Annotated in this window: 16 protein-coding genes; 13 read left to right on the top strand and 3 right to left on the bottom strand. The window is 46.7% G+C overall.

From position 1 onward, the window contains the following. Nucleotides 1–28 precede the first annotated feature (28 nt). A complete protein-coding gene (locus APAR_RS05660; protein ID WP_012809190.1) occupies nt 29–2,122 on the bottom strand; it encodes a glutamine synthetase III family protein in 2,094 nt (697 codons plus the stop codon). A gap of 247 nt (nt 2,123–2,369) precedes the next feature. On the opposite strand from APAR_RS05660, the gene polA reads away from it, so the two are divergent. After that, nucleotides 2,370–5,108, top strand: a complete 2,739-nt coding sequence (gene polA, locus APAR_RS05655; protein WP_012809189.1) for a DNA polymerase I — start codon at nt 2,370–2,372, stop codon at nt 5,106–5,108. A gap of 34 nt (nt 5,109–5,142) precedes the next feature. Further along, entirely contained in the window at nt 5,143–5,655 is a 513-nt protein-coding gene (gene rnhA, locus APAR_RS05650) for a ribonuclease HI (protein WP_012809188.1), read from the top strand. A 106-nt stretch (nt 5,656–5,761) separates the two neighbouring features. On the opposite strand, the gene APAR_RS05645 is transcribed toward rnhA, so the two are convergent. Continuing rightward, entirely contained in the window at nt 5,762–6,619 is an 858-nt protein-coding gene (locus APAR_RS05645) for a DegV family protein (protein WP_012809187.1), read from the bottom strand. Nucleotides 6,620–6,824: 205 nt separating this feature from the next. Here APAR_RS05645 and nhaA point away from each other — a divergent pair, with 205 nt between their 5' ends. After that, nucleotides 6,825–8,201, top strand: coding sequence for a Na+/H+ antiporter NhaA (nhaA, locus tag APAR_RS05640; protein ID WP_012809186.1), 1,377 nt, complete (start codon nt 6,825–6,827; stop codon nt 8,199–8,201). 363 nt (nt 8,202–8,564) lie between these two features. Here nhaA and APAR_RS05630 read toward each other — a convergent pair whose 3' ends face one another. Further along, nucleotides 8,565–8,834 carry a hypothetical protein gene (locus APAR_RS05630; protein WP_012809184.1) on the bottom strand — a complete coding sequence of 90 codons (270 nt, stop codon included), beginning with the start codon at nt 8,832–8,834 and terminating at the stop codon, nt 8,565–8,567. A gap of 72 nt (nt 8,835–8,906) precedes the next feature. Here APAR_RS05630 and APAR_RS05625 point away from each other — a divergent pair, with 72 nt between their 5' ends. The 10 genes from APAR_RS05625 (at nt 8,907) to APAR_RS05580 (ending at nt 19,525) form a co-directional block, all read left to right on the top strand. Continuing rightward, nucleotides 8,907–10,298, top strand: coding sequence for an aspartate aminotransferase type Ic (locus tag APAR_RS05625; protein WP_012809183.1), 1,392 nt, complete (start codon nt 8,907–8,909; stop codon nt 10,296–10,298). A gap of 88 nt (nt 10,299–10,386) precedes the next feature. Then, nucleotides 10,387–11,163 carry a tetratricopeptide repeat protein gene (locus APAR_RS05620; RefSeq protein ID WP_012809182.1) on the top strand — a complete coding sequence of 259 codons (777 nt, stop codon included), beginning with the start codon at nt 10,387–10,389 and terminating at the stop codon, nt 11,161–11,163. A gap of 9 nt (nt 11,164–11,172) precedes the next feature. Further along, the gene (locus tag APAR_RS05615) at nt 11,173–11,484 is read left to right on the top strand and encodes an STAS domain-containing protein (protein WP_012809181.1); all 312 of its coding nucleotides are present in this window, start codon (nt 11,173–11,175) and stop codon (nt 11,482–11,484) included. 75 nt (nt 11,485–11,559) lie between these two features. Then, entirely contained in the window at nt 11,560–12,183 is a 624-nt protein-coding gene (locus APAR_RS05610) for a Sec-independent protein translocase subunit TatA/TatB (protein ID WP_012809180.1), read from the top strand. Between the two features lie 18 nt (nt 12,184–12,201). Beyond that, nucleotides 12,202–12,990, top strand: a complete 789-nt coding sequence (gene tatC, locus APAR_RS05605; protein ID WP_012809179.1) for a twin-arginine translocase subunit TatC — start codon at nt 12,202–12,204, stop codon at nt 12,988–12,990. 34 nt (nt 12,991–13,024) lie between these two features. Next, nucleotides 13,025–15,538, top strand: coding sequence for a DNA topoisomerase I (locus APAR_RS05600; RefSeq protein ID WP_012809178.1), 2,514 nt, complete (start codon nt 13,025–13,027; stop codon nt 15,536–15,538). A gap of 190 nt (nt 15,539–15,728) precedes the next feature. Further along, nucleotides 15,729–16,388 (top strand): dTMP kinase, encoded by a 660-nt coding sequence (tmk, locus tag APAR_RS05595; RefSeq protein ID WP_012809177.1) that lies wholly within the window; start codon nt 15,729–15,731, stop codon nt 16,386–16,388. Continuing rightward, the gene (locus APAR_RS05590; RefSeq protein ID WP_245526048.1) at nt 16,381–17,565 is read left to right on the top strand and encodes a DNA polymerase III subunit; all 1,185 of its coding nucleotides are present in this window, start codon (nt 16,381–16,383) and stop codon (nt 17,563–17,565) included. Before tmk ends, APAR_RS05590 begins: the two co-directional genes overlap by 8 nt. Then, nucleotides 17,544–19,097: a PSP1 domain-containing protein gene (locus tag APAR_RS05585; protein ID WP_012809175.1), complete on the top strand. Its 1,554-nt coding sequence runs from the start codon at nt 17,544–17,546 to the stop codon at nt 19,095–19,097. The genes APAR_RS05590 and APAR_RS05585 overlap by 22 nt, the downstream gene beginning before the upstream one ends. Further along, complete coding sequence (locus APAR_RS05580; RefSeq protein WP_012809174.1) at nt 19,097–19,525, top strand: 6-pyruvoyl trahydropterin synthase family protein; 429 nt, start codon at nt 19,097–19,099, stop codon at nt 19,523–19,525. The genes APAR_RS05585 and APAR_RS05580 overlap by 1 nt, the downstream gene beginning before the upstream one ends. The last annotated feature ends 38 nt before the right edge of the window (nt 19,526–19,563 follow it).

Below are 19,563 nucleotides of genomic sequence, written 5' to 3'. Positions count from 1 at the left end.
TTCTCGCCAAGAAGACCTGACAGAAGAACTAGACGTAGAAGAGCATCTTGTTGTAGCTAGGAACTGGCCACCAATCGTGTCCGCAGATGAGTTCCATGGAGTCAACGGCGCTACGCAGGCGAGCCATAGCTGGAAGGACTTTATTGCAATAGTACTCGCACTGCTCCTGAGGCTTGTTCTTCATCTGGTGCGCTGTGGTATTGATCTCATCGAGGCTGTTAGTAGCTGCATAAATTTCATCAATACCTGCGGTGAGCTTCTCAACAATCTCTGTCTCTGCAGCGCTCTTGATACCAATAGCCTGCTTAGCAGCAACTGAAGAAGCAACATCACTTGAGTAGGTAAAAAGAGCAGGCAAGTACATGTGGCGCGCCATATACAGCATGGTGCGAGCCTCAATGTTGAGAATCTTGGTATACTGCTCGGCTTTTGCAACGTAGCGAGCCTGTGCTTCTGCCTGGGAAAGAACACCATAACGCTCAAAGAGTTCAATGTTTTCTGGAGCGATCATTGCAGGGAGTGCCTCAGGGGTGGTACGGAGGTTTGGAAGACCGCGCTCCTCAGCAAGTTTCTCCCAATCACCTGAGTAGCCGTTGCCTTCAAAGAGGATACGCTCGTGTGCTTTAAATGTGTCAATAACCCACTTCAAAGCCTCTTTGGTGAAGTTCTTCTCGGAAGCGTTTGAAAGGTCACTTGCAAAGCGATCGCACTGCTCGGCAACAATGGTGTTCAAAATGACATTAGGATCAGAGAGATTCTGTTTGCTGCCACACATACGGAACTCAAACTTGTTGCCAGTGAACGCAAAGGGGCTGGTACGGTTCCTATCTGTGTTGTCTCTAAGGACTGCAGGAAGTGTTGGTACGCCCAGGTCCATACGAGTGCGTTTTGCACCGTGGACATCGGAACCAGTGATAAGGTCGTCAACAATTACAGAAAGCGCAGCACCCAAGAAGACTGAAACAATTGCAGGTGGAGCCTCGTTTGCACCAAGACGGTGATCATTTCCAGCGGATGCAACTGACATACGCAAAAGGTCTGCGTGGGAGTCAACAGCGGCAACCAGACAAGCAAGAAAGACCAAGAAGCGGAGGTTCTCGCCAGGTTTATCACCAGGCTCAAGCAAGTTCTCATCATCTGCAGAGAGCGACCAGTTGTCGTGCTTACCAGAACCATTGACGTACTCAAAGGGTTTCTCGTGCTCAAGGCAAGCAAGACCATGGTGGGTAGCAAGAAGCTTGAGCTTCTCCATGGTTAGGAGGTTGTTGTCGATGGCAAGTGTGCCCTGCTCAAAGACTGGTGCAAGTTCATGTTGACAAGGAGCAACCTCATTATGCTTGGTCTTTGCAGGAATGCCTAGCTTCCAGAGCTCGTCATCAAGTTCTTTCATAAAGTTATTGACGGTTGGACGAATAGCGCCAAAGTAGTGCTCATCAAGCTCTTGACCCTTGCTTGGTTCGCAACCAAAGAGGGTGCGACCACAAAGGATAAGGTCAGGACGCTGTTCAAAGTCTTCCTCTTTGATAAGGAAGTATTCCTGCTCAGGACCAATGTTTGTTACAACGCGAGAAGGCTTTTGGCCAAAGAGTGCAAGAACGCGTTTAGCCTGTTTTTCAAGGGCAACCTGGGAGCGAAGTAGCGGAGTGCGCTTATCCAGAGCTTCTCCGGTGTATGAAATAAATGCAGTTGGAATGCAGAGAACTTCATCTTTGATGAAGGTTGGGCTTGCAGGGTCCCATACCGTGTAACCACGAGCCTCAAAGGTGGCACGCAGACCGCCAGAAGGGAAGCTTGATGCGTCAGGCTCACCCTGTACAAGCTCTTTTCCCGAGAAGGACATCAAAATAGTGCCGTTTCCCTGAGGAGTCATAAAGCTGTCGTGCTTCTCGGAAGTAATGCCTGTGAGAGGTTGGAACCAGTGGGTAAAGTGAGTAGCACCTTTTTCAAGTGCCCACTCTTTCATAGCATGTGCAACCTCGTTTGCTATGTCGAGGTCAAGTGGCTTACCGTCCAGAATGACACTACGAAGTTTCTTGTACGTTGGTCTTGGCAAACGTTCTTGCATGTCTGCGTCGGTAAATAGAAGTGAGCCAAATTCCTGAGAAACTTTGTCGTGAGCCACAGCCCCTCCTTGTGGGTAAATGCTGGCAGTTAGTTTGTTTTCTCGCGTGCTGGGCACGTTATGTTGTTTTTTATTTTCGCACGTTTGACGCAGGGAGGGTGGTGAGGATGCAAACAGAAACATAACGATTACAAAAAATTTAGCTACCGGTAAGAAGAGATGTGGGCTTTGTTTCCGTGAGCTCTTGCATCACGAAGCGGAAGAAGTCTTAGTACAATAGAGGCACACAAAACTAAAAGGAGCAGGTATGTCTGATACTACTATGCCAGTTAATACTGCAGATCAAAACAACGCCACATCAGCCAAAGAAGCCGCAGTTAAACCACGTAGAACTATTGCCGTTATTGACGGAAACTCGCTTATGCATCGAGCATTTCATGCAATTCGTCAGCCTATGGCGGCCCCAGATGGAACGCCAACTGGTGCGTTGTTTGGCTTCTTTAACATGTTTATCAAGCTTGTTGAGTCCTTCTCGCCAGATGGTGTCATTTGTGCGTTTGATAAGGGCAAACCTCAGATTCGTATTGATATGTTGCCTCAGTACAAAGCTCAGCGTCCTCCTATGGATCCTGCTTTACACGCACAGTTTCCTGTAGTCAAAGAGCTGCTCAAGACGCTGGATGTTCCCGTCTGTCAGCTTGAAGGCTGGGAGGGTGACGATATTTTAGGTACCCTTGCTCGTCGTGGAGAGGCAGAGGGTTACCAGATGCTGCTCTTTACAGGCGACCGTGATATGTACCAGCTCTCCACAGAAAACGTCAAGATTGTCTCTACGCGCAAGGGTGTTTCCGATGTCTCAATTATGACTCCAGAGACCGTAGCTGACCTTTATGCAGGTATTACGCCAGAGCTTGTCCCAGATTTCTATGGACTTAAGGGAGATTCTTCCGACAACATTCCTGGTGTTCCGGGAATTGGCCCCAAGAAAGCTGCTGCTCTCATTGTGGAGTATGGTTCGCTTGATGAGGTTATTGCTCATGCCGATGAGGTTAAGGGCAAGGTGGGAGAAAACCTTCGCGCCCACATTGATGACGCGCTACTCTCCCGCAAGGTTGCTACTATTCGTACCGATGCACCGCTTGATATCAACCTGGATGACGCTAAGTTCCCAACATTTGATCCAAATGACGTGGTCAAGGCATTTTCGGCCTTGGGCTTTACAGGCATGACCTCAAGGCTTGCTCGTATGGCTGGTGGTTCTGCTTCTGGTGTAACCGCACAAACTGCTTCTGCTACGCCTGCGCTTCCTATTCCGTCAGAATTTCTGCAGGCAGGAGACGCGTCTGCTGCTTTGACCGCTGCTCTTGAGAATCAGGAGTGGATTGGTGTTGCAGAGGATTCTGCCGCCGACACTGGCGCACTCTTTAGTCTTTCTCACACACTTTGGGTGTCTACAGAAAAGGCGCTTCTCAAATTTGAGGGAGAAAACGCAACCGCGGCGCTGTTGCGTATTTTGCGAGAAGCTCGTGTTGCTGCAGACGATGTCAAGGCACTGCTTCATGAGGTAAGCCCTGTTGATTCATCCGAGCCACAGAAACTGGATATTGAGACCATTGATTCTGACCGCCTCTTTGATACGGGCGTTGCTGCGTATCTGCTTGAGTCTGATCGTTCAAGTTTTGATATCAACGGCCTGGTTGAGTTGTATTTTGGCTCTGAGCTTCCTGAGCCTACAGATGAGATTCCTGCCGCAGCATTAAGAGCTGTAGCTGCTAGGGCTCTTGTGCCTGTGCTCACTAAAAAGCTTGAAGATGATGGTTCCCTGGAGCTCTTTACTTCTCTAGAGATGCAACTTTTGCCTGTACTTGCTGCGATGGAGCGTCGCGGTCTCTACGTTGATCCTCAAAAGCTTGCCGAACAGTCCGCTCAGCTTGGTGAAGACATTGCGCAACGAGTGGCAAGTATTCACCAGACAGCAGGCGAGGATTTCAACTTGGATTCTCCAAGTCAGCTTTCTCATATCTTGTTTGACGTGCTCAAGCTTCCAACTTATGGTCTCAAAAAGACTCGTACTGGCTTCTATTCCACCAACGCAAAAGTTCTTGGAGAGCTGGCACAGGAGTATCAGATTGTTGCTGATGTTCTTGAGTATCGCGAACGCGCCAAAATCAAATCTACCTATCTAGATGCTCTTCCTTCACTTATTCGTGGTGATAAGCGTATCCATACCACGCTCAATCAGACCGTTACTGCAACGGGCAGGCTTTCTAGCTCTGATCCAAACTTGCAGAACATTCCTACTCGTTCTGAGCTGGGACATCGTGTTCGCACCGCATTCACTGTTCCCGAGGGCAGCGTTTTTCTCGCCTGTGACTACTCTCAGATTGAGCTTCGCCTGCTCGCTCATCTTTCTGCTGATGAGCACCTAGTAGCAGCATTCAACTCTGGCGCTGACTTCCATGCAGCAACTGCCGCACGTGTCTTTGGCGTTCCTGTTGAAGAGGTAACCCCAGCACTTCGTAGTCGTGCTAAGGCAGTCAACTTTGGCATTGTCTATGGTCAGCAGGCCTTTGGTCTGGCAACGTCTCTTAAGATTTCTCGCAAGGAAGCGCAAGAGATGATTGACCGTTATTTTGATGCCTATCCTGGTGTTCGTGCGTATTTAGATGACTCCGTCCGCACGGCTCACGAGTGTGGTTACGCTATTACCATGTATGGTCGTAAGCGTCACATTAGAGAGTTTAACCAATCAAATCGCCAGCTTATTGCCTTTGGCGAGCGCACCGCCATGAATCATCCTATGCAGGGAAGTGCTGCAGATATTATCAAGATTGCAATGATTAATGTCGAGAAACGCTTGCGTGATGAAGGTCTTACGTCAAAACTGATTCTTCAGATCCACGACGAACTTGACTTGGAAGTTCCAGAGTCAGAGATTGAGACAGTTTCTACGCTGGTAAAAGAGACTATGGAAGACGTTGTTACCCTGCGTGTTCCTTTGATTGCTGATGTCAGCTATGGTTCCAATTGGGCAGAGGCAAAGTAAGTACGTATAGGACACGTTTTAGAGGAGATTTGATATGGAGGCAGCAACCTCATATATGCACGTCACAGTCTATACAGACGGTGCATCTAGAGGAAATCCTGGGCCTGGTGGCTACGGGGCAGTGCTTTTGTATACCGATCCCTCTGGACAACAGCATACAAAAGAGTTTAGTCAAGGTTATAAAACTACTACAAATAATCGCATGGAACTTCTTGGCGTAATTGTTGCTCTTGAAGCGCTCAAACGTCCTTGTCAAGTAGAGCTTTATTCAGACTCAAAATATGTAGTTGATGCTTTTAATCAAAAATGGGTCTCGGGATGGGTTAGAAAAGGCTGGAAAACAGCATCTAAAGAGCCCGTCAAAAATGTAGACCTTTGGAAGCGTCTGCTTGCTGCCATGGAAGATCACGAGGTAAGCTTCAAGTGGGTCAAAGGCCACGCAGGCCATCCGCTTAACGAGCGCTGTGATCAGCTGGCAACTGAAGCTGCTGATGGCTCCAATCTTCTTGACGATCAGGGTTTCTTCGCAGATCAGTCATTACTGTAACTCCAGATGCATGGGGGCGAGAAACCCTTCTCGCCATATGTACTTTCTACAAGAAAACAGCCGCCTAAGCGGGCGGCTGTTCTTAGTTACATGAGGTATGCAATCTTTAGTAGCCAAATACGGCATAGCCAACAAGACCTGGTCCAGTATGGACAACAAGGTCCGAGCCAGCCTCGACATATCTAAAGTCGGTGACATTAGGAATAGCCTCTTTAATCATGGCTTCCATTTCGGAGTAAATGATATTAGGAGCAGAGCAGCAAATTCCCACATGAACGTGGTCAAATTGCTGAGCAAAAGCTGATCCTAAAGCAATCTGCCCTGCAAGAGACTTTTGCCAACCACGAGTCTTCTTTGCAATGGTGTACTTACCGTTCTCATCGCAGGTAAGAACTGGCTTTATATTCAACATGGAACCAATACGATAGATTGCTTCAGAAATGCGGCCACCTTTACGTAGATACTCAAGGCTTGGAACGGAGAAGTATACGCGTGTGTTAAGAGAATCTCGATCAAGTTTGGGGCCAATCTCTTCAAGAGAAAGACCTTGATCAATGAGGCGCTGAGCTTCAATAACAATAAGGCCGGAAGCAATACCAATGTTTTTGGTATCAACAACATAAATAGGGAAGTCTGTAATGGATTCTGCAATCATACGAGCAGTATCGCAGGTAGCGGAAAGTCCAGAGGAGATTGCAATGTAAATGGCACCCTCGTACCCCTCTGTTTTAGCAGTATCAAAGGCCGCTTTAATACCTTCTGGAGAAGGAAGTGAAGTCTTTGGAACCTCTTCTTTAAAGCGAGCAACAAGCTCTGCTGGTGTGATGGTAACGCCAGACTCATAAGAAGAGCCGTCAGAATAATTAATGCGAAGTGGGGTGATACGAATATTGTGCTCAGCAACAAAATCAGGTGGGACGTTAGTTCCTGAGTCTGTGATGATAGCAATTCGCTTAGTGTCCATTATCTGCTCCAAATATATGTGCTATAAGTAGTTAAACGTTGACTTTCTATTACTTATATTCTACATAGAGATATACCCCGTTTTTCTGAGATATGACAAGTTGCTCTTAACAGTAGGTAGACGGTACACTAGGAATATAACTTAAGAAAAACTTTTATAGCTTGATACTTAATACCTTTTAGACACCAAGAGAGAACGGCAGATAATGTCTAGTATTTATAGAGAGCCCGCTGTAGTTAGAAGAATTGGTCAACGCTCTTCTCTAAAGAAAATTACTTCTAACAGCACTATTGCGGCAGCAGTTATGGTGCTTGCAGCGCTTATTGCACTTGTAGTTGCCAACTCTCCCGCTCATGAGGTGGTTCGAGAAATTCTAGAAGTTCAAATGAGTTTCTCGCTTGGAATAATCCATGCTCACATGGCGCTAGAGACTTTTGTGAATGATTTTCTTATGGCAATCTTCTTCTTGTTGGTGGGTATTGAGCTCAAGTATGAAGTAACTGTTGGTCAGCTCAGAAAGCCAAGACAGGCAATGCTTCCTATGCTTGCTGCTGTTGGTGGCGTTGCAGTTCCTGCCCTTATTTATTTGGTGCTTAATGCAAGCACTGCTCCTCATGGATGGGCAACACCAATTGCAACTGATATTGCCTTTGCGCTTGGTGTTATGTCACTTTTAGGAAACAGAATCAGTCCCCAGACCAAGGTTTTCTTCCAGACACTTGCTATTGCTGACGATATCCTAGCAATTGTGGTTATCGCGCTCTTTTATGGTCAGACACCAAATATTGCCTGGTTAGCGGCTTCTCTTGGTGTACTTGTTATTTTGTGGGGAATGAATCGTCTAAAGATTTATTCTTCCGGTCCGTACCTGCTTGTAGGTTTGGTTCTTTGGGTTTGCATGTATCACTCGGGAATTCACGCCACTCTTGCAGGTGTCCTTCTTGCCTTCTTCTTGCCATCTCACTCTGATGTTCGCTTGAGTAAGTTAGGAAGCTGGCTTTCAAGGCGCGCTCGTGAGCTGGATGATCATTATGATGATGAGCATCACGTTTTGGGCCAGCACGACTTTACACATGGTGCCAACTCAATTGAGCATGTCATGCATCATGTAACTCCACCGCTTCAGCGCGTTGAGCATTATATTTCTGTCTTTGTTAACTTTATTGTTCTGCCTATCTTTGCGTTTGTAAACGCACAGATTACGCTGGTAGGAGCAGATTTTGGTGCTCTGTTGAGCAGTACTATTGCACACGGCGTGTTCTTTGGTGCTGTTCTTGGAAAGCCACTAGGAATCATTTTTGTAACGTTCCTGCTGGTCAAATGTAAGGTTTGCAAACTTCCTGCAAAAGTTGATTGGGTTCAGATTACAGCCGTTGGCCTTATGGGTGGCCTTGGCTTTACCATGTCAATTCTTATCTCTAATCTTGCATTCCCAGATGCAGGGGAGATTCTTGCAGCTAAAGTGGCTGTTCTCGCCGCATCGTTTGCTTCTGCAATCTTGGGTCTACTATTTGTGCACATCACAGAGTTTTATAAACACCAAAAGAAGAACAGCTTGAGGGAAGATGTCGTACAAGAATAAATCTAATGAGACGTGCGACTCTTTCTATTCTTGATTGTTAAAATGCAGAACCCCACAAAATAATACGCAGAAGTTATTAAAAAACTGGCGCGTAGAATGTTCACTCCGCCTATTGAGACATCCTGACCTGCAGGAGAGAGACACATCAAGACAATGGTGAATAGCCATATAAGAAGTAAACAAATATTAACTATCTTATTAATAAGATAAACTATTGGAGTAGAAGCATCAAAAAATATACCTCTATTAAAGATGCTAATGAAAAAATCTTTCCAAGAGTCATACATGACGAGCCTCCAACTTGTTAGAAAAAGACCGCCTTATATATGTAATTTTATTACTTTTATAATTGATAAGCTATGGCTACTCAACAGTGCCGTAGGTAAAGCCCCAACCGTGCGCTGTAACAATTGAGTTAATCTGATCGCAGAGGCGGGCACGGACATATGTACCCGACGGAATCAGCTCAATAACTTCTTGCAAATCTTCTTCAAGATCGTCTACTTCAGCTTGAATCAGCACGTCAACCTTAGTGACTGTGCCCGAAGGTTTGCGCTTATAAAGATTATCAACAAGGTGCTGAAGCTCGCCATATGCCTCCGAGCGCATGCCAGGCTGTGCAGAATTTGCCATGATTCTCCTTGTCGCGTCGATTTTCAAATCACCTATACTTTGTATCACGCAGAGACCAAAAAGGGGAGTGTCATGTTTGAGCTAGTTTCTCGCGATCTGTTCCAGCCAAAGTCAACCTCTAAGCAAAACGCTTATCAGAAGATGAGCGATGCTGAGCTTAACCAGGCTCTTGAGCTTATTGGACAACAAGCTCGTGCACTTGGCGAGAAAAACCTCAAGCTTGATATGGCACGTGGAAAGCCAAGTCCTGCGCAAACTGCGTTGTCTAAGCCTATGCTCGACGAGCTGAATTCTGCTTCTGACTTAACTGACGACGGCTCTTTTGCAGACAACTACGGAGATCCCTGGGGCCTTCCTTCTGCGCGAGCCTTCGCTGCAGAGCTCACAGGGGTACCTGCTGATCAGGTCATTGTAAATGGCTCTTCTAGCCTTAACCTTATGCACGACATTATTTCTCATGCCGTAACCCACGGTCTTGCTGGTCAGCCTTCTTGGGCAGAGCAGATGGCGGCTGCAAAAGCTCAGGGCACTACACTCAAGTTCCTTTGCCCTGCTCCCGGCTATGACCGTCATTTTGCTATTACACAACATTACGGATTTAAAAACGTTGCCGTACCTATGACCAAAGATGGTCCAAACATGGACGTGGTCAGAGAGCTTGTTGAGAACGACAGCTCTGTTAAGGGAATTTGGTGCGTACCGCGTTTTGCTAACCCTACTGGTATCACCTATTCAGATGAGGTTGTCCGTGCGTTTGCAAACCTCAAACCTGCAGCTCCTGACTTTAGAATCTTCTGGGATAACGCCTACGCAATTCACGCCTTTGTACCAGAATCCGAGGCTCCTCAGCTCCTCAATATCTTTGATGCACTTGCAGAGGTTGCTGCAGGCGATGCTCAAAAGAACCTGGTTATTGCTTTTGCCTCAACGGCAAAGGTAACCTTCCCAAGCTCAGGCATGGCATGGGTTGCCGCAAGTCCTGCGGACATTAAAGAAATTCAGAGCGCTTTCAAGGTTGCTCGTGTTTCTCCCGAGAAGATCTCTCAGCTGGCGCATGTACGTTTTCTCAAAGATGCTCAAGGCATTGAAGTTCACATGCAAAAGCATGCCGAACTGCTTCGACCACGTTTTGAGTTGGTAGAACGAAAATTGCAGGAGGGTTTGGGAGATTTGGATGTTGCAACCTGGTCCCATCCCAAGGGTGGCTATTTTGTTTCGTTTGATGGTCCTGTTGGTTCTGCGCGCGCAATTGTTTCTCGCGCACATGAGCTGGGCGTTACCATGACGCCTGCAGGCGCTACGTGGCCAAGTGGCAAGGATCCCTTTGACACTAATATCAGAATTGCTCCAAGTTATCCAACATTGGAAGAGCTTGATGCAGCGCTTGATGTCTTTATTGTTGCTGTTAAACAGGTGAGTGCTCGACTAGCAAAAGTTGATCGTGGTCAGAGCGTCTGGGGATAGCTTGTGTAACTTTGATATTTACTTTGAAAGTAGATCCATTCTGCCGTATCTTGATTAGTTATGTTTAGAAAAAGCGATTGGATATTAAATGCCAACTAATACTTCAAAGCCAGAACTTACACCAGAACAGAAGGCTGAAAAAGAGCTGGTTGCCATGGCTAACCAGACAGCAAAAAAGAAGGCAAAGGATCGTAAGTCTGATGAGACTTCTAAAAAACCAGGCCCTTCTACAGGTATGAAGATTGCCATTGGAGTATTCTCGCTCTTTATTGCTATTTCTATGATGCTGCCTTCACTGGCAAATATTTTCTCTAATTCACAAAAGAGGAATCAGACTCAGCAGCGTTCTCCTGAGACAATTAACCAGGTGTATCAGAAGCAGGCAGAAGAAAAAGAATCTGCTATTCAGTCAAATCCAGATAATCTTCCAGCACATCTTGATTTGGCTCGTACTTATTTAGGATGGGGAATGGCACTTAAGAGCTCTTCTCAAGATGACTCTGTTCAGAAGCAGTCTTTGCAACTGATTAACAAAGCAATTGCTGAGTACAATACCTATCTTGCTTCAAATGATTCTGATGAGGTTCGTGTTGATAGAGCTATTGCTCAGTTCTATGCAGGTGATCAAACAGGTGCTATCGATACACTTAAGGCAGTAACAGATCGTTCTCCAGACTATGCTAAAGGTTGGCTTAATTTGGGAATGATGTATCGTGTTACTGATCAAGTAGATCTTGCAAAAGAGGCACTGCAGAAAGCAATTGAAAAGGATTCTGATAATAGTGCCGGTGTAAGGGATAATGCACAGAAAATTCTTGATGCATTGAACGGGAACACCTCTACCTCTTCAAATAATACTAAGTAAGGAGGAGTTATGGCACTAGAAATAAGCTCTGAAATTATAGATACAAAGGCCATTATTTGCATTGAGGGCGAGGTAGACGTATCAAATGCCTCCGAGCTTCGTGATGCTTTGGATACTGCGCTCGCCGATGGAGCAAAAGAAGTTGAAGCTGATTTTACTGAGGTAGCTTATATTGATTCAACGGGCATTGGCGTTTTAGTAGGTGCTGCACATCGAGCACAAGAGAGTGGTTCTGTGCTTGTTGTTGCAAATCCTCAGAAAAACGTGGAACGTGTCTTTACGCTTCTTGGGGTTGATAAAGACCTTAACGTTCGCAAGTAGGTTTGGTAACTTGCAAGCTCTTTGATGCAACTGTTCAAAGAGCTTGTTTATGTTTGTTCCAGAAAGGTATTGCTTGTGTTTGGCATTGGAGAAACGGAGCTCGTACTAATTTTGCTCTTTGCATTTTTAGTATTTGGTCCTGATAAATTACCTGGTATGGGTCGCACGCTTGGCCGTGCTTTAAGGCAGTTCCAGAATGCTCAAGAGGGCTTTAATAAAGTTGTCCGTGCGGACTTACTTGATCCTGCAGCGGATGCACTTCACGAGAAGCCCAAGCGCTCCGAGCAGTTAAAAAATGCTGCATCTGATGCTGATCGCGAGGATACTGATCACCAGGAAACCTTTGCTGAGCGTCGTGCTCGCCTAAAAGAGGAGCGTGAGGCAGCCGAGAGGGCTGCTGTCGAGGCAGCCGAGCAGAACAAGCAGGCTGAGACGGTCGAGAAGACCGAGCAACCAGAAGCCGTTTCTGATAAGGAGACTGCTACAGCTGGACCAGAAGCCACTTCTTCTGTTAACTTCTCCGGTGATTCCGCAGAGGCAACTGAACAGATAACACCTAAGGCTACAGAAGAAACTCCTGCAGCCGCTCTATCTGCAAAAGACTTGTATAACCTTGGATCTGCACGTTCTTCTCGCTCTATGGCAGAAGATAAGAAAGAAGAAGTTGCTGGAGAGGAGGGAGAAAGTCAGGACGCATAAGTCCAGCTTTCGCGCGTAATGCCTATTACTCCAGCTCGTATGCCACTTTTTGATCACTTGGGAGAACTTCGTCGTCGTGTGACTATTGTGGTGGTGTCTCTTTTTGTTACCGCAATCATTATTTACTTTGCAACACCTGCATTGATTGAGATTTTGATTGATCCTATTAAGGAGTTTCTAACCGACGGTAAACTTACGGTTATCTCGGTTCTTGGTGGCTTTAGCATCAGGTTTAAGGTGGCTTTTTTCTTCTCGGTGATTATCTGTACACCTATTATCATCTGGGAAATTATGGCATTCTTTTTGCCCGCGCTTAACGCTAAAGAGCGCAAGTGGGTTGTTCCTACTGTAGCCGCTATGATTACCCTGTTCTTCTTGGGTATGTTGTTCTGTTACTTTGTCATTTTGAACACTGCTATTGGTTGGATGATTGGACAGTCGCAGGAGTTTGCAGGAACTATTAATGAGGCAAGCGATTATCTCGATATTATTATGATGTTTGAGATTGGTTTTGGCGTAGCATTCCAACTTCCATTGGTTATCTTCTACCTGGCCATCCTTCATCTTGTTCCTTATAAAAACATGCGTGAACAATGGCGTTATGTCTATGTTGGTCTGATGATCCTTTCCGCAGTGGTCACTCCCGATGCATCGCCTGTCACCATGATTTTGATGTTTACAGCTCTTATTTTGCTGTACGAAATTGCTTTGGCTGTTGCTCGTTATGTCATTATTGCTCGCGATGGTAAGGCTGCTCTTAAGTGGAGCCGCGAGGACTACGATCAGCACGAGCTCGATAAAATCTAGTATTTCCGCTTTTTAATTTGGAGAGTGTTGTTCTTTGATTTTAGTTGTTACCGAGAAAAACGACGCAGCGCAGCAGATTGCTCGCCTTCTGTCTGAATCAGGTAAGCCTGAGGCAGACAAGGTATACAACACTCCTGTTTATCGTTTTAGACGCGGTGGCGAGGATTATGTTGCTATTGGTCTTCGTGGTCATATTCTGCAACCTGATTTTCCTTTAGCTTTGAAGTTTGATAAGGAAGAGGGTTGGTACGGAGAAACTGCAGAAGGGGAGCACCTTCCTGCAGACGTTCCAGATGGTCTTGAGCGTCCTCCTTACAAGGTTAAGCGCAAGCCTTTTATGGCAGATGGCGTTGACCTTAAGGGCTGGAAAATTCCCAGCTTGCCGTATTTGATTTGGGCTCCTGTAGATAAACAACCTGCAGAAAAAGAGATCATTCGAGCGCTCAAGAATCTTGCTAAGAAAGCAGAGTCTGTCATCATCGGTACAGACTTTGACCGTGAGGGTGAGCTTATTGGTTCTGATGCATTGGCACAGGTTCTCTCGGTTAATCCTAACCTGGCGGTATTTCGTGCTCGCTACTCTGCTTTTACTAAGACAGAGATTGAGACTGCCTTTAATAACCTGGTAGATCTTGACTATAACTTGGCTGCAGCAGGTGAGTCCAGACAGTACATTGATCTTATTTGGGGTGCGGTATTAACCCGTTATTTGACTACTGCACGCTTTGGTGGTCTGGGCAATACGCGCTCTGCTGGTCGTGTTCAGACTCCTACGCTGGCACTTGTTGTTGAGCGTGAGCGTGAGCGTCTGGCGTTTAAGCCAGAAGATTATTGGGTCATTTCTGGTGTTGCTTCTCCAGAAGATGATGACGAAGCAACGTTCAAGATGGTTCACCAGACTGCAAGGTTCTGGGATCAGGCTGAAGCAGATACAGTTTATGACGTTGTGAAAGATCAAACGCAGGCAACGGTTGTCGAGATTGAGTCTCGTAGCAGAAAGCAGCAGCCACCAGCTCCATTTAACACTACATCGCTGCAAGCAGCTGCAGCTGCAGAGGGTATCTCGCCAGCTAGAACTATGCGTTTGGCAGAGTCCTTGTACATGGATGGCTTAATTTCGTATCCGCGTGTTGATAACACGGTGTATCCAAGTTCTCTTGACCTGAAAGATTGTGTGCGTACGTTATCTGCAGTTCCTCAGTATGCACCTACCTGTAAAAAGCTTTTGGGTCAGCCAAAGCTCCATGCAACTCGTGGCAAGCAGGAGTCTACCGACCACCCACCAATTTATCCAACGGCAGCGGCAAATCCAGATTCTTTGCAGCCTGCAGCTTGGAAGCTTTATAACCTTATTGCTCGAAGGTTCTTAGCAACCCTTATGGGTCCAGCTACTATGAGTGGTACCAAGATTACACTTGATGTTGCTGGTCAGCCTTTTGTTGCAAACGGAACGGTACTGGCAGAGCCAGGCTTTAGAGAAATTTATCCTTTTGGCCTTAAGAAGGACGATCAGATTCCTGATGTAGGCGAGGGAGAGATTGTCTCTATTAAGTCTTTATCGCTTGACGCTAAGCAGACAGAGCCACCTGCTCGCTATAGTCAGGGTAAGCTTATTCAAGAGATGGAGAAGCGCGGTCTGGGTACAAAGTCTACGCGTGCTTCCATCATTGATACGCTTTATCAGCGTAAATACCTCAAGAATGATCCCGTTGAGCCAAGTCAGCTTGGTATGGCAATTGTCGATGCTCTTTCGCAATTTGCACCACACATTACCTCGCCTGATATGACGGCTGAGCTTGAATCCGATATGACTAGCGTTGCTGAGGGCAAAGATACGCGTGATGGCGTTGTTACGCACTCAAGATCCCTGCTTGCGGGCATGATTGATGTGCTCATTGATCATAAAGAAGATCTGTCTGAGGCCATTGCGGATGCAGTCACTGCTGACGCAAAGGTTGGAACCTGTCCTAAGTGTGGCAAGGATTTGGTTGCCAAGAGCTCTCTAAAGACTCGTGGAAGCTTTGTTGGCTGCATGGGTTGGCCAGACTGTGATGTTACGTATCCACTGCCTCAGGGACGCGTTGAACCGCTTGAGGGAGAGGCTGGCGTCTGCCCAGAGTGTGGTGCTCCTCGTGTAAAGGTTCAGCCGTTTAGGCAGCGTGCGTATGAGACTTGCATCAATCCAGCTTGTCCTACAAATTCGGAGCCAGATCTTATTGTGGGCGAGTGCCCAACTTGCAAAGCAAATGGCAAGCACGGAGACTTGGTGGCTCATAAGTCAGAGCGCACGGGCAAGCGTTTTATCCGCTGTACCAACTACGAGGAGTGCGAAACAAGTTATCCTCTACCTGCTCGTGGAAAGCTTGAGAAGACCGATGAGGTTTGTCCAGACTGCGGCGCTCCTATGGTAGTTGTTACTACTCAGCGTGGTCCTTGGAAGCTGTGCCCAAATTACGATTGCCCTGGCAAAGAAAAGAAAACTGCCCCGCGCAGAGGTGCTCGTAAGAGTACTAAGAGCACCAAATCCACCAAGGCAGCAAAAAAGTAAAAACGTATGACGGTGCATCAAGGGGTGCACCGTTTTTGGAAGAACGAGCGTCCCTCTCCAACGCCCGCTCCATACGTATTTTTACCCTTTTTTGGGCACCTTTCATGTGGAAATGCGTAAAACCTTTAGAATATTCATGGCGAGAAACACAATCTGTCTGTATCGTGAGATAGTTAAGAGGGAGGGAAGCATGAGTAAAAATACACGTACATCACAAGGCTTGTTTATTACGCTTGAAGGCGTTGATGGTTGCGGCAAGTCAACACAAGCTTCTCTTCTACGAGAAGACCTTAAGGCTCTTAACTTTGATGTGGTCTTTGTTCGTGAGCCCGGTGGAACTGCTATTTCTGAGCAGATCAGAGATGTTGTTCTCAATCCAAAAAACGGTGCAATGTGCGACGAGTGTGAGCTGTTACTCTACGAAGCAAGTCGTGCTCAGCTAGTGGAAGAGGTTATTCGCCCAGCTCTAGCATCTGGCAAGGTAGTTTTGTGTGATCGTTTCTATGACTCCACTTACGCCTATCAAGCAGCTGGTCGTGGCCTTGATACGGACTTAGTCCACCATGCAAATCGTTTGGGAAGCTGTGGGGTTTCTCCCGATAGAACCCTTGTTTTTATGCTTGAGCCAACGGTTGCTCATGCGCGTGCTACACAAAATGATACTGATAGATTAGAAGCAGAGGGTGTTGCTTTCCAGGAACGTGTTTTTGCTGGTTATAAGCAGCTTCTACAAGATGAGCCTGAGCGTGTAAAAGCTATTGATGCAGATGGCAGTATTGACGAGGTCCGTACGCGTACTCGCCAGCTGTTAGCCGATCTTATCCCGGGCATCAGTGAGCTTGGTGAGTGATGTCTTCATGACACAAGAGGGTACACATACTGCTCATACTGCCTATTCGCTTCCTCAGGCACTAACGCGTCTTCAAGATCAGCCTCAGGTTCAAAACTTGCTTGCACGAGCATTGCATGAACACAAACTTGGTCATGCCTATTTGTTTGTAGGTGCTCCTGGTTCTGGTAAAGGTCTTGCGGCCAAAGCTTTAGCGCAGTGTGTTCTTTGTGCCCAAGGCGGTGACGCTGCTTGTGACGACTGCATTCGTATTTCTCGTGGCACTCATCCTGACGTGCACGTGCTTACTCCAGCCTCTGCAAACGGTTATCTTATTGAGCAAATTCGTCAGCTCACCGCTGATGTTAGCCTAGCTCCCATGCGATCAACTCATAAGATTTACGTAATTGATCGTGCTGATTTGCTTCGAGAGAATTCAGCAAATGCGCTGCTTAAAACTATCGAGGAGCCACCTGCAGATACTATTTTTATTCTGTCTGCACGTTCTTCTTCTGCGGTACTTCCCACTATTGTTTCTCGTTGTCAGGTGGTTGCGTTTAGAACGCTTACTGACGCTGTAGCTAAAGCCGCTATTATGCGAGAGATTTCTGCTACAGAACAGGAAGCTCGTATTGCGCTCGCAGCAACAGGAACCCCTAGTAGAGCTGTGGAGTTTTTGCAGTCGTCTACGCGCAAGAATATTCGCAGACAACTCATTGACGTTTTTGGCAATCTGCTCAGAAATGACTCGTGGGATGTGCTTATATCCGCAAAAGAGCTGATAGAAGCTGCAAAAATTCCTCTAGGTGATGTGAAGCGCGCCCAAGAAGAGGCGCTTGCTCAAAGTGAGGATTTTCTTACTAGTGCCGCTTTGAAGCAGGTTGAGGCCGCAAATAAGCGAGAGCTCACAGCGCGCGAGCGTTCGGGTATCATAGAAATGTTGGCAATTCTGGAATCGCTTCTTCGCGATGTACTTTTATGTTGTGAAGCAATCGATGAAGAAATAGTAAATACGGATGCAGCAGGTATTATTGACCGTGTTGCGTCTCAAACTCATACCCAGGGTGTACTTGGGGCTCTAGCTGCGGTGCAAGAGGCTCAAAACAACCTGGACCGCTCTGTTTCTCCCCAGCTAACCCTTGAGGTTATGCTGCTGCATATCAAGGAGGCACTTACATGCCCACCGTTGTCCCGGTGAAATTTGAATACGCCGCACGCGACCTTTGGTTTGATCCAAAGGAGTCTGGCGTTCTTGAAGGCGACCACGTCATTTGTCAGACTGAGCGTGGTCTAGAGATTGGCCTTGCTATTGCTGATCCTCGTGAAATTTCTCAGGAGGAGTTTGAATACAAGACAAACAAAGCTGAGCTTAAAGATGTTGTTCGCGTAGCAACTGAAGAAGATCTTTCTCGCGCAGAAGAACTTGCCACTAAGGGCGAGGCTGCGCTTCCCATATTCAGGAAGTTTGTTGTTCAAGAAGAACTTGAGATGAAGCCTATTGGCGTTGAGTATCTTTTTGATGGCGAGAAGGTCGTTTGTTACTTCTCAGCTGATGATCGTGTGGACTTTAGACAGCTTGTCCGTGAGCTTTCTCATGAACTTCATGAGCGTATTGATATGCGTCAGATTGGCGTCAGAGAAGAGGCGGCGGTCATTGGTGGCTATGGTCACTGTGGACAAGAGCTTTGCTGTAGAAGGTTTGGTCTTTCTTTTGAGCCAGTTTCTATTCGTATGGCAAAAGAGCAGGATTTGCCACTGAACTCCACTAAGATTTCTGGTGCTTGTGGCCGCTTAATGTGCTGCTTGCGCTATGAGTTTGAAGCGTATCGTGATTTTAAGAACCGTGCTCCAAAGCGTAATGCTGTTATTGAGACTCCTTTGGGTATGGCAAAAATTGTTGAGTACAACACACCAAAAGAAGAGATTGCACTTCGTCTTGAGAGCGGCAAAGTAGTCCGTATTCCTCTTGCTGACATGGATGCATCTCCTGCAGCACAGCAGAAGTCGGATGAGCTAGGTTGTTCTTGCAGACCAGACAGTGTTTCTCGCGCTGCACTTGAGCGTCTTGAATCTGTTGAGGTTCAGATGGCCCTGGCAGAACTTGATAAAGCAAACGGTTTGATAGTTGATGAAGAGCCAGAAATCAATCCTGACCTCTTTGTTACTGAGGCTCCAAGACGCAAACGTGAGCGCTTTGAGCAGAGCAATGCAAATAGGCAGGAAAATGCGCAGAAGTCTAGCGTAAGAAACACTCGAGAAGAACAGGGTACTCAAAGCTCTTCTCGCACCCGTCGTGTAAGAACCTCAAAGAATGCTCAAGTAAACCCTGGTTCCAGTACTTTTGATGCCGCAACTGATACACTGCGTCGCACGCGTCGCCGTCATCACGTAACAGACGATGGTGTCACAAACACTCAGACACCCCAGAAGAACGAGCAGAACTCAGCTTCTGCTCAGAAACAGCCTCAGGGCAAGCGTTTTAGAAGGACAGATGCTCCTCAGAGTGCACAGAGTGCCGATGAGACTCAGGCTCCGGTCCGTACAAAGAGAACTCGCCGTCCAGGCGATAGGGCGGGCATGAAGGCCCAAAGTTCTTCACAGAGTGCTTCTGGCTCTGGCAGTGCACCTAATGCTGGATCTGTAGACGCTCAGTCACAGAATGCTACGCGTCGTAGACATAGAAGAGCTGGGCGAGATAATCGTAGCCGCGGTTCAAAGGACAATGCGTAATGTATACGCTCAAGACCGAATATGCCTTTGACTCGGCGCATTTTCTTACAAACTACTATGGCAAGTGCGAAAACCTCCACGGTCATCGCTGGCACGTAACTGCTTGTATTTCCACTGCAGAACTTGGCGAGTCTGGTACAGAAAAAGATATGGTTATGGACTTTGGCGTTTTTAAGCGTAAGGTTGGCGCACTGTGTGATTCCCTTGATCATACGTTTTTGATTGAGGAGGGTTCTCTTTCTGAAAAGACACTGAACTGTCTTACAGAAGAGGGTTTCTCGCTTACCGTGTTGCCCTTTAGAACAACAGCAGAAAATTTGGCCAAGTATTTGTTTGAGCAACTTGAAGCGGAAGGCTTACCCGTTTCTTCTGTTGAGGTTGATGAGACACCCAACAATTGCGCCATTTATTCAAAAAATATGAATTAACCTGTTGTTTTTGAAGCTTGTGTGAGCAACATAACCTC

It is taken from the genome of Lancefieldella parvula DSM 20469, from assembly GCF_000024225.1.
Classification (GTDB): domain Bacteria; phylum Actinomycetota; class Coriobacteriia; order Coriobacteriales; family Atopobiaceae; genus Lancefieldella; species Lancefieldella parvula.
The sequence above is the reverse complement of the archived record's forward strand: the minus strand, read 5'-3'. Positions and strand labels throughout refer to the sequence as shown.

Excerpts from the sequence above, each read along its gene's own strand:
- APAR_RS05630 (WP_012809184.1), bottom strand. The coding sequence starts at position 8,834 with ATGGCAAATTCTGCACAGCCTGGCATGCGCTCGGAGGCATATGGCGAG.
- APAR_RS05580 (WP_012809174.1), top strand. The coding sequence starts at position 19,097 with ATGTATACGCTCAAGACCGAATATGCCTTTGACTCGGCGCATTTTCTT.
- APAR_RS05585 (WP_012809175.1), top strand. The coding sequence starts at position 17,544 with ATGCCCACCGTTGTCCCGGTGAAATTTGAATACGCCGCACGCGACCTT.
- rnhA (WP_012809188.1), top strand. The coding sequence starts at position 5,143 with ATGGAGGCAGCAACCTCATATATGCACGTCACAGTCTATACAGACGGT.
- APAR_RS05645 (WP_012809187.1), bottom strand. The coding sequence starts at position 6,619 with ATGGACACTAAGCGAATTGCTATCATCACAGACTCAGGAACTAACGTC.
- APAR_RS05625 (WP_012809183.1), top strand. The coding sequence starts at position 8,907 with ATGTTTGAGCTAGTTTCTCGCGATCTGTTCCAGCCAAAGTCAACCTCT.
- APAR_RS05615 (WP_012809181.1), top strand. The coding sequence starts at position 11,173 with ATGGCACTAGAAATAAGCTCTGAAATTATAGATACAAAGGCCATTATT.
- tatC (WP_012809179.1), top strand. The coding sequence starts at position 12,202 with ATGCCTATTACTCCAGCTCGTATGCCACTTTTTGATCACTTGGGAGAA.
- nhaA (WP_012809186.1), top strand. The coding sequence starts at position 6,825 with ATGTCTAGTATTTATAGAGAGCCCGCTGTAGTTAGAAGAATTGGTCAA.
- tmk (WP_012809177.1), top strand. The coding sequence starts at position 15,729 with ATGAGTAAAAATACACGTACATCACAAGGCTTGTTTATTACGCTTGAA.
- APAR_RS05620 (WP_012809182.1), top strand. The coding sequence starts at position 10,387 with ATGCCAACTAATACTTCAAAGCCAGAACTTACACCAGAACAGAAGGCT.
- polA (WP_012809189.1), top strand. The coding sequence starts at position 2,370 with ATGTCTGATACTACTATGCCAGTTAATACTGCAGATCAAAACAACGCC.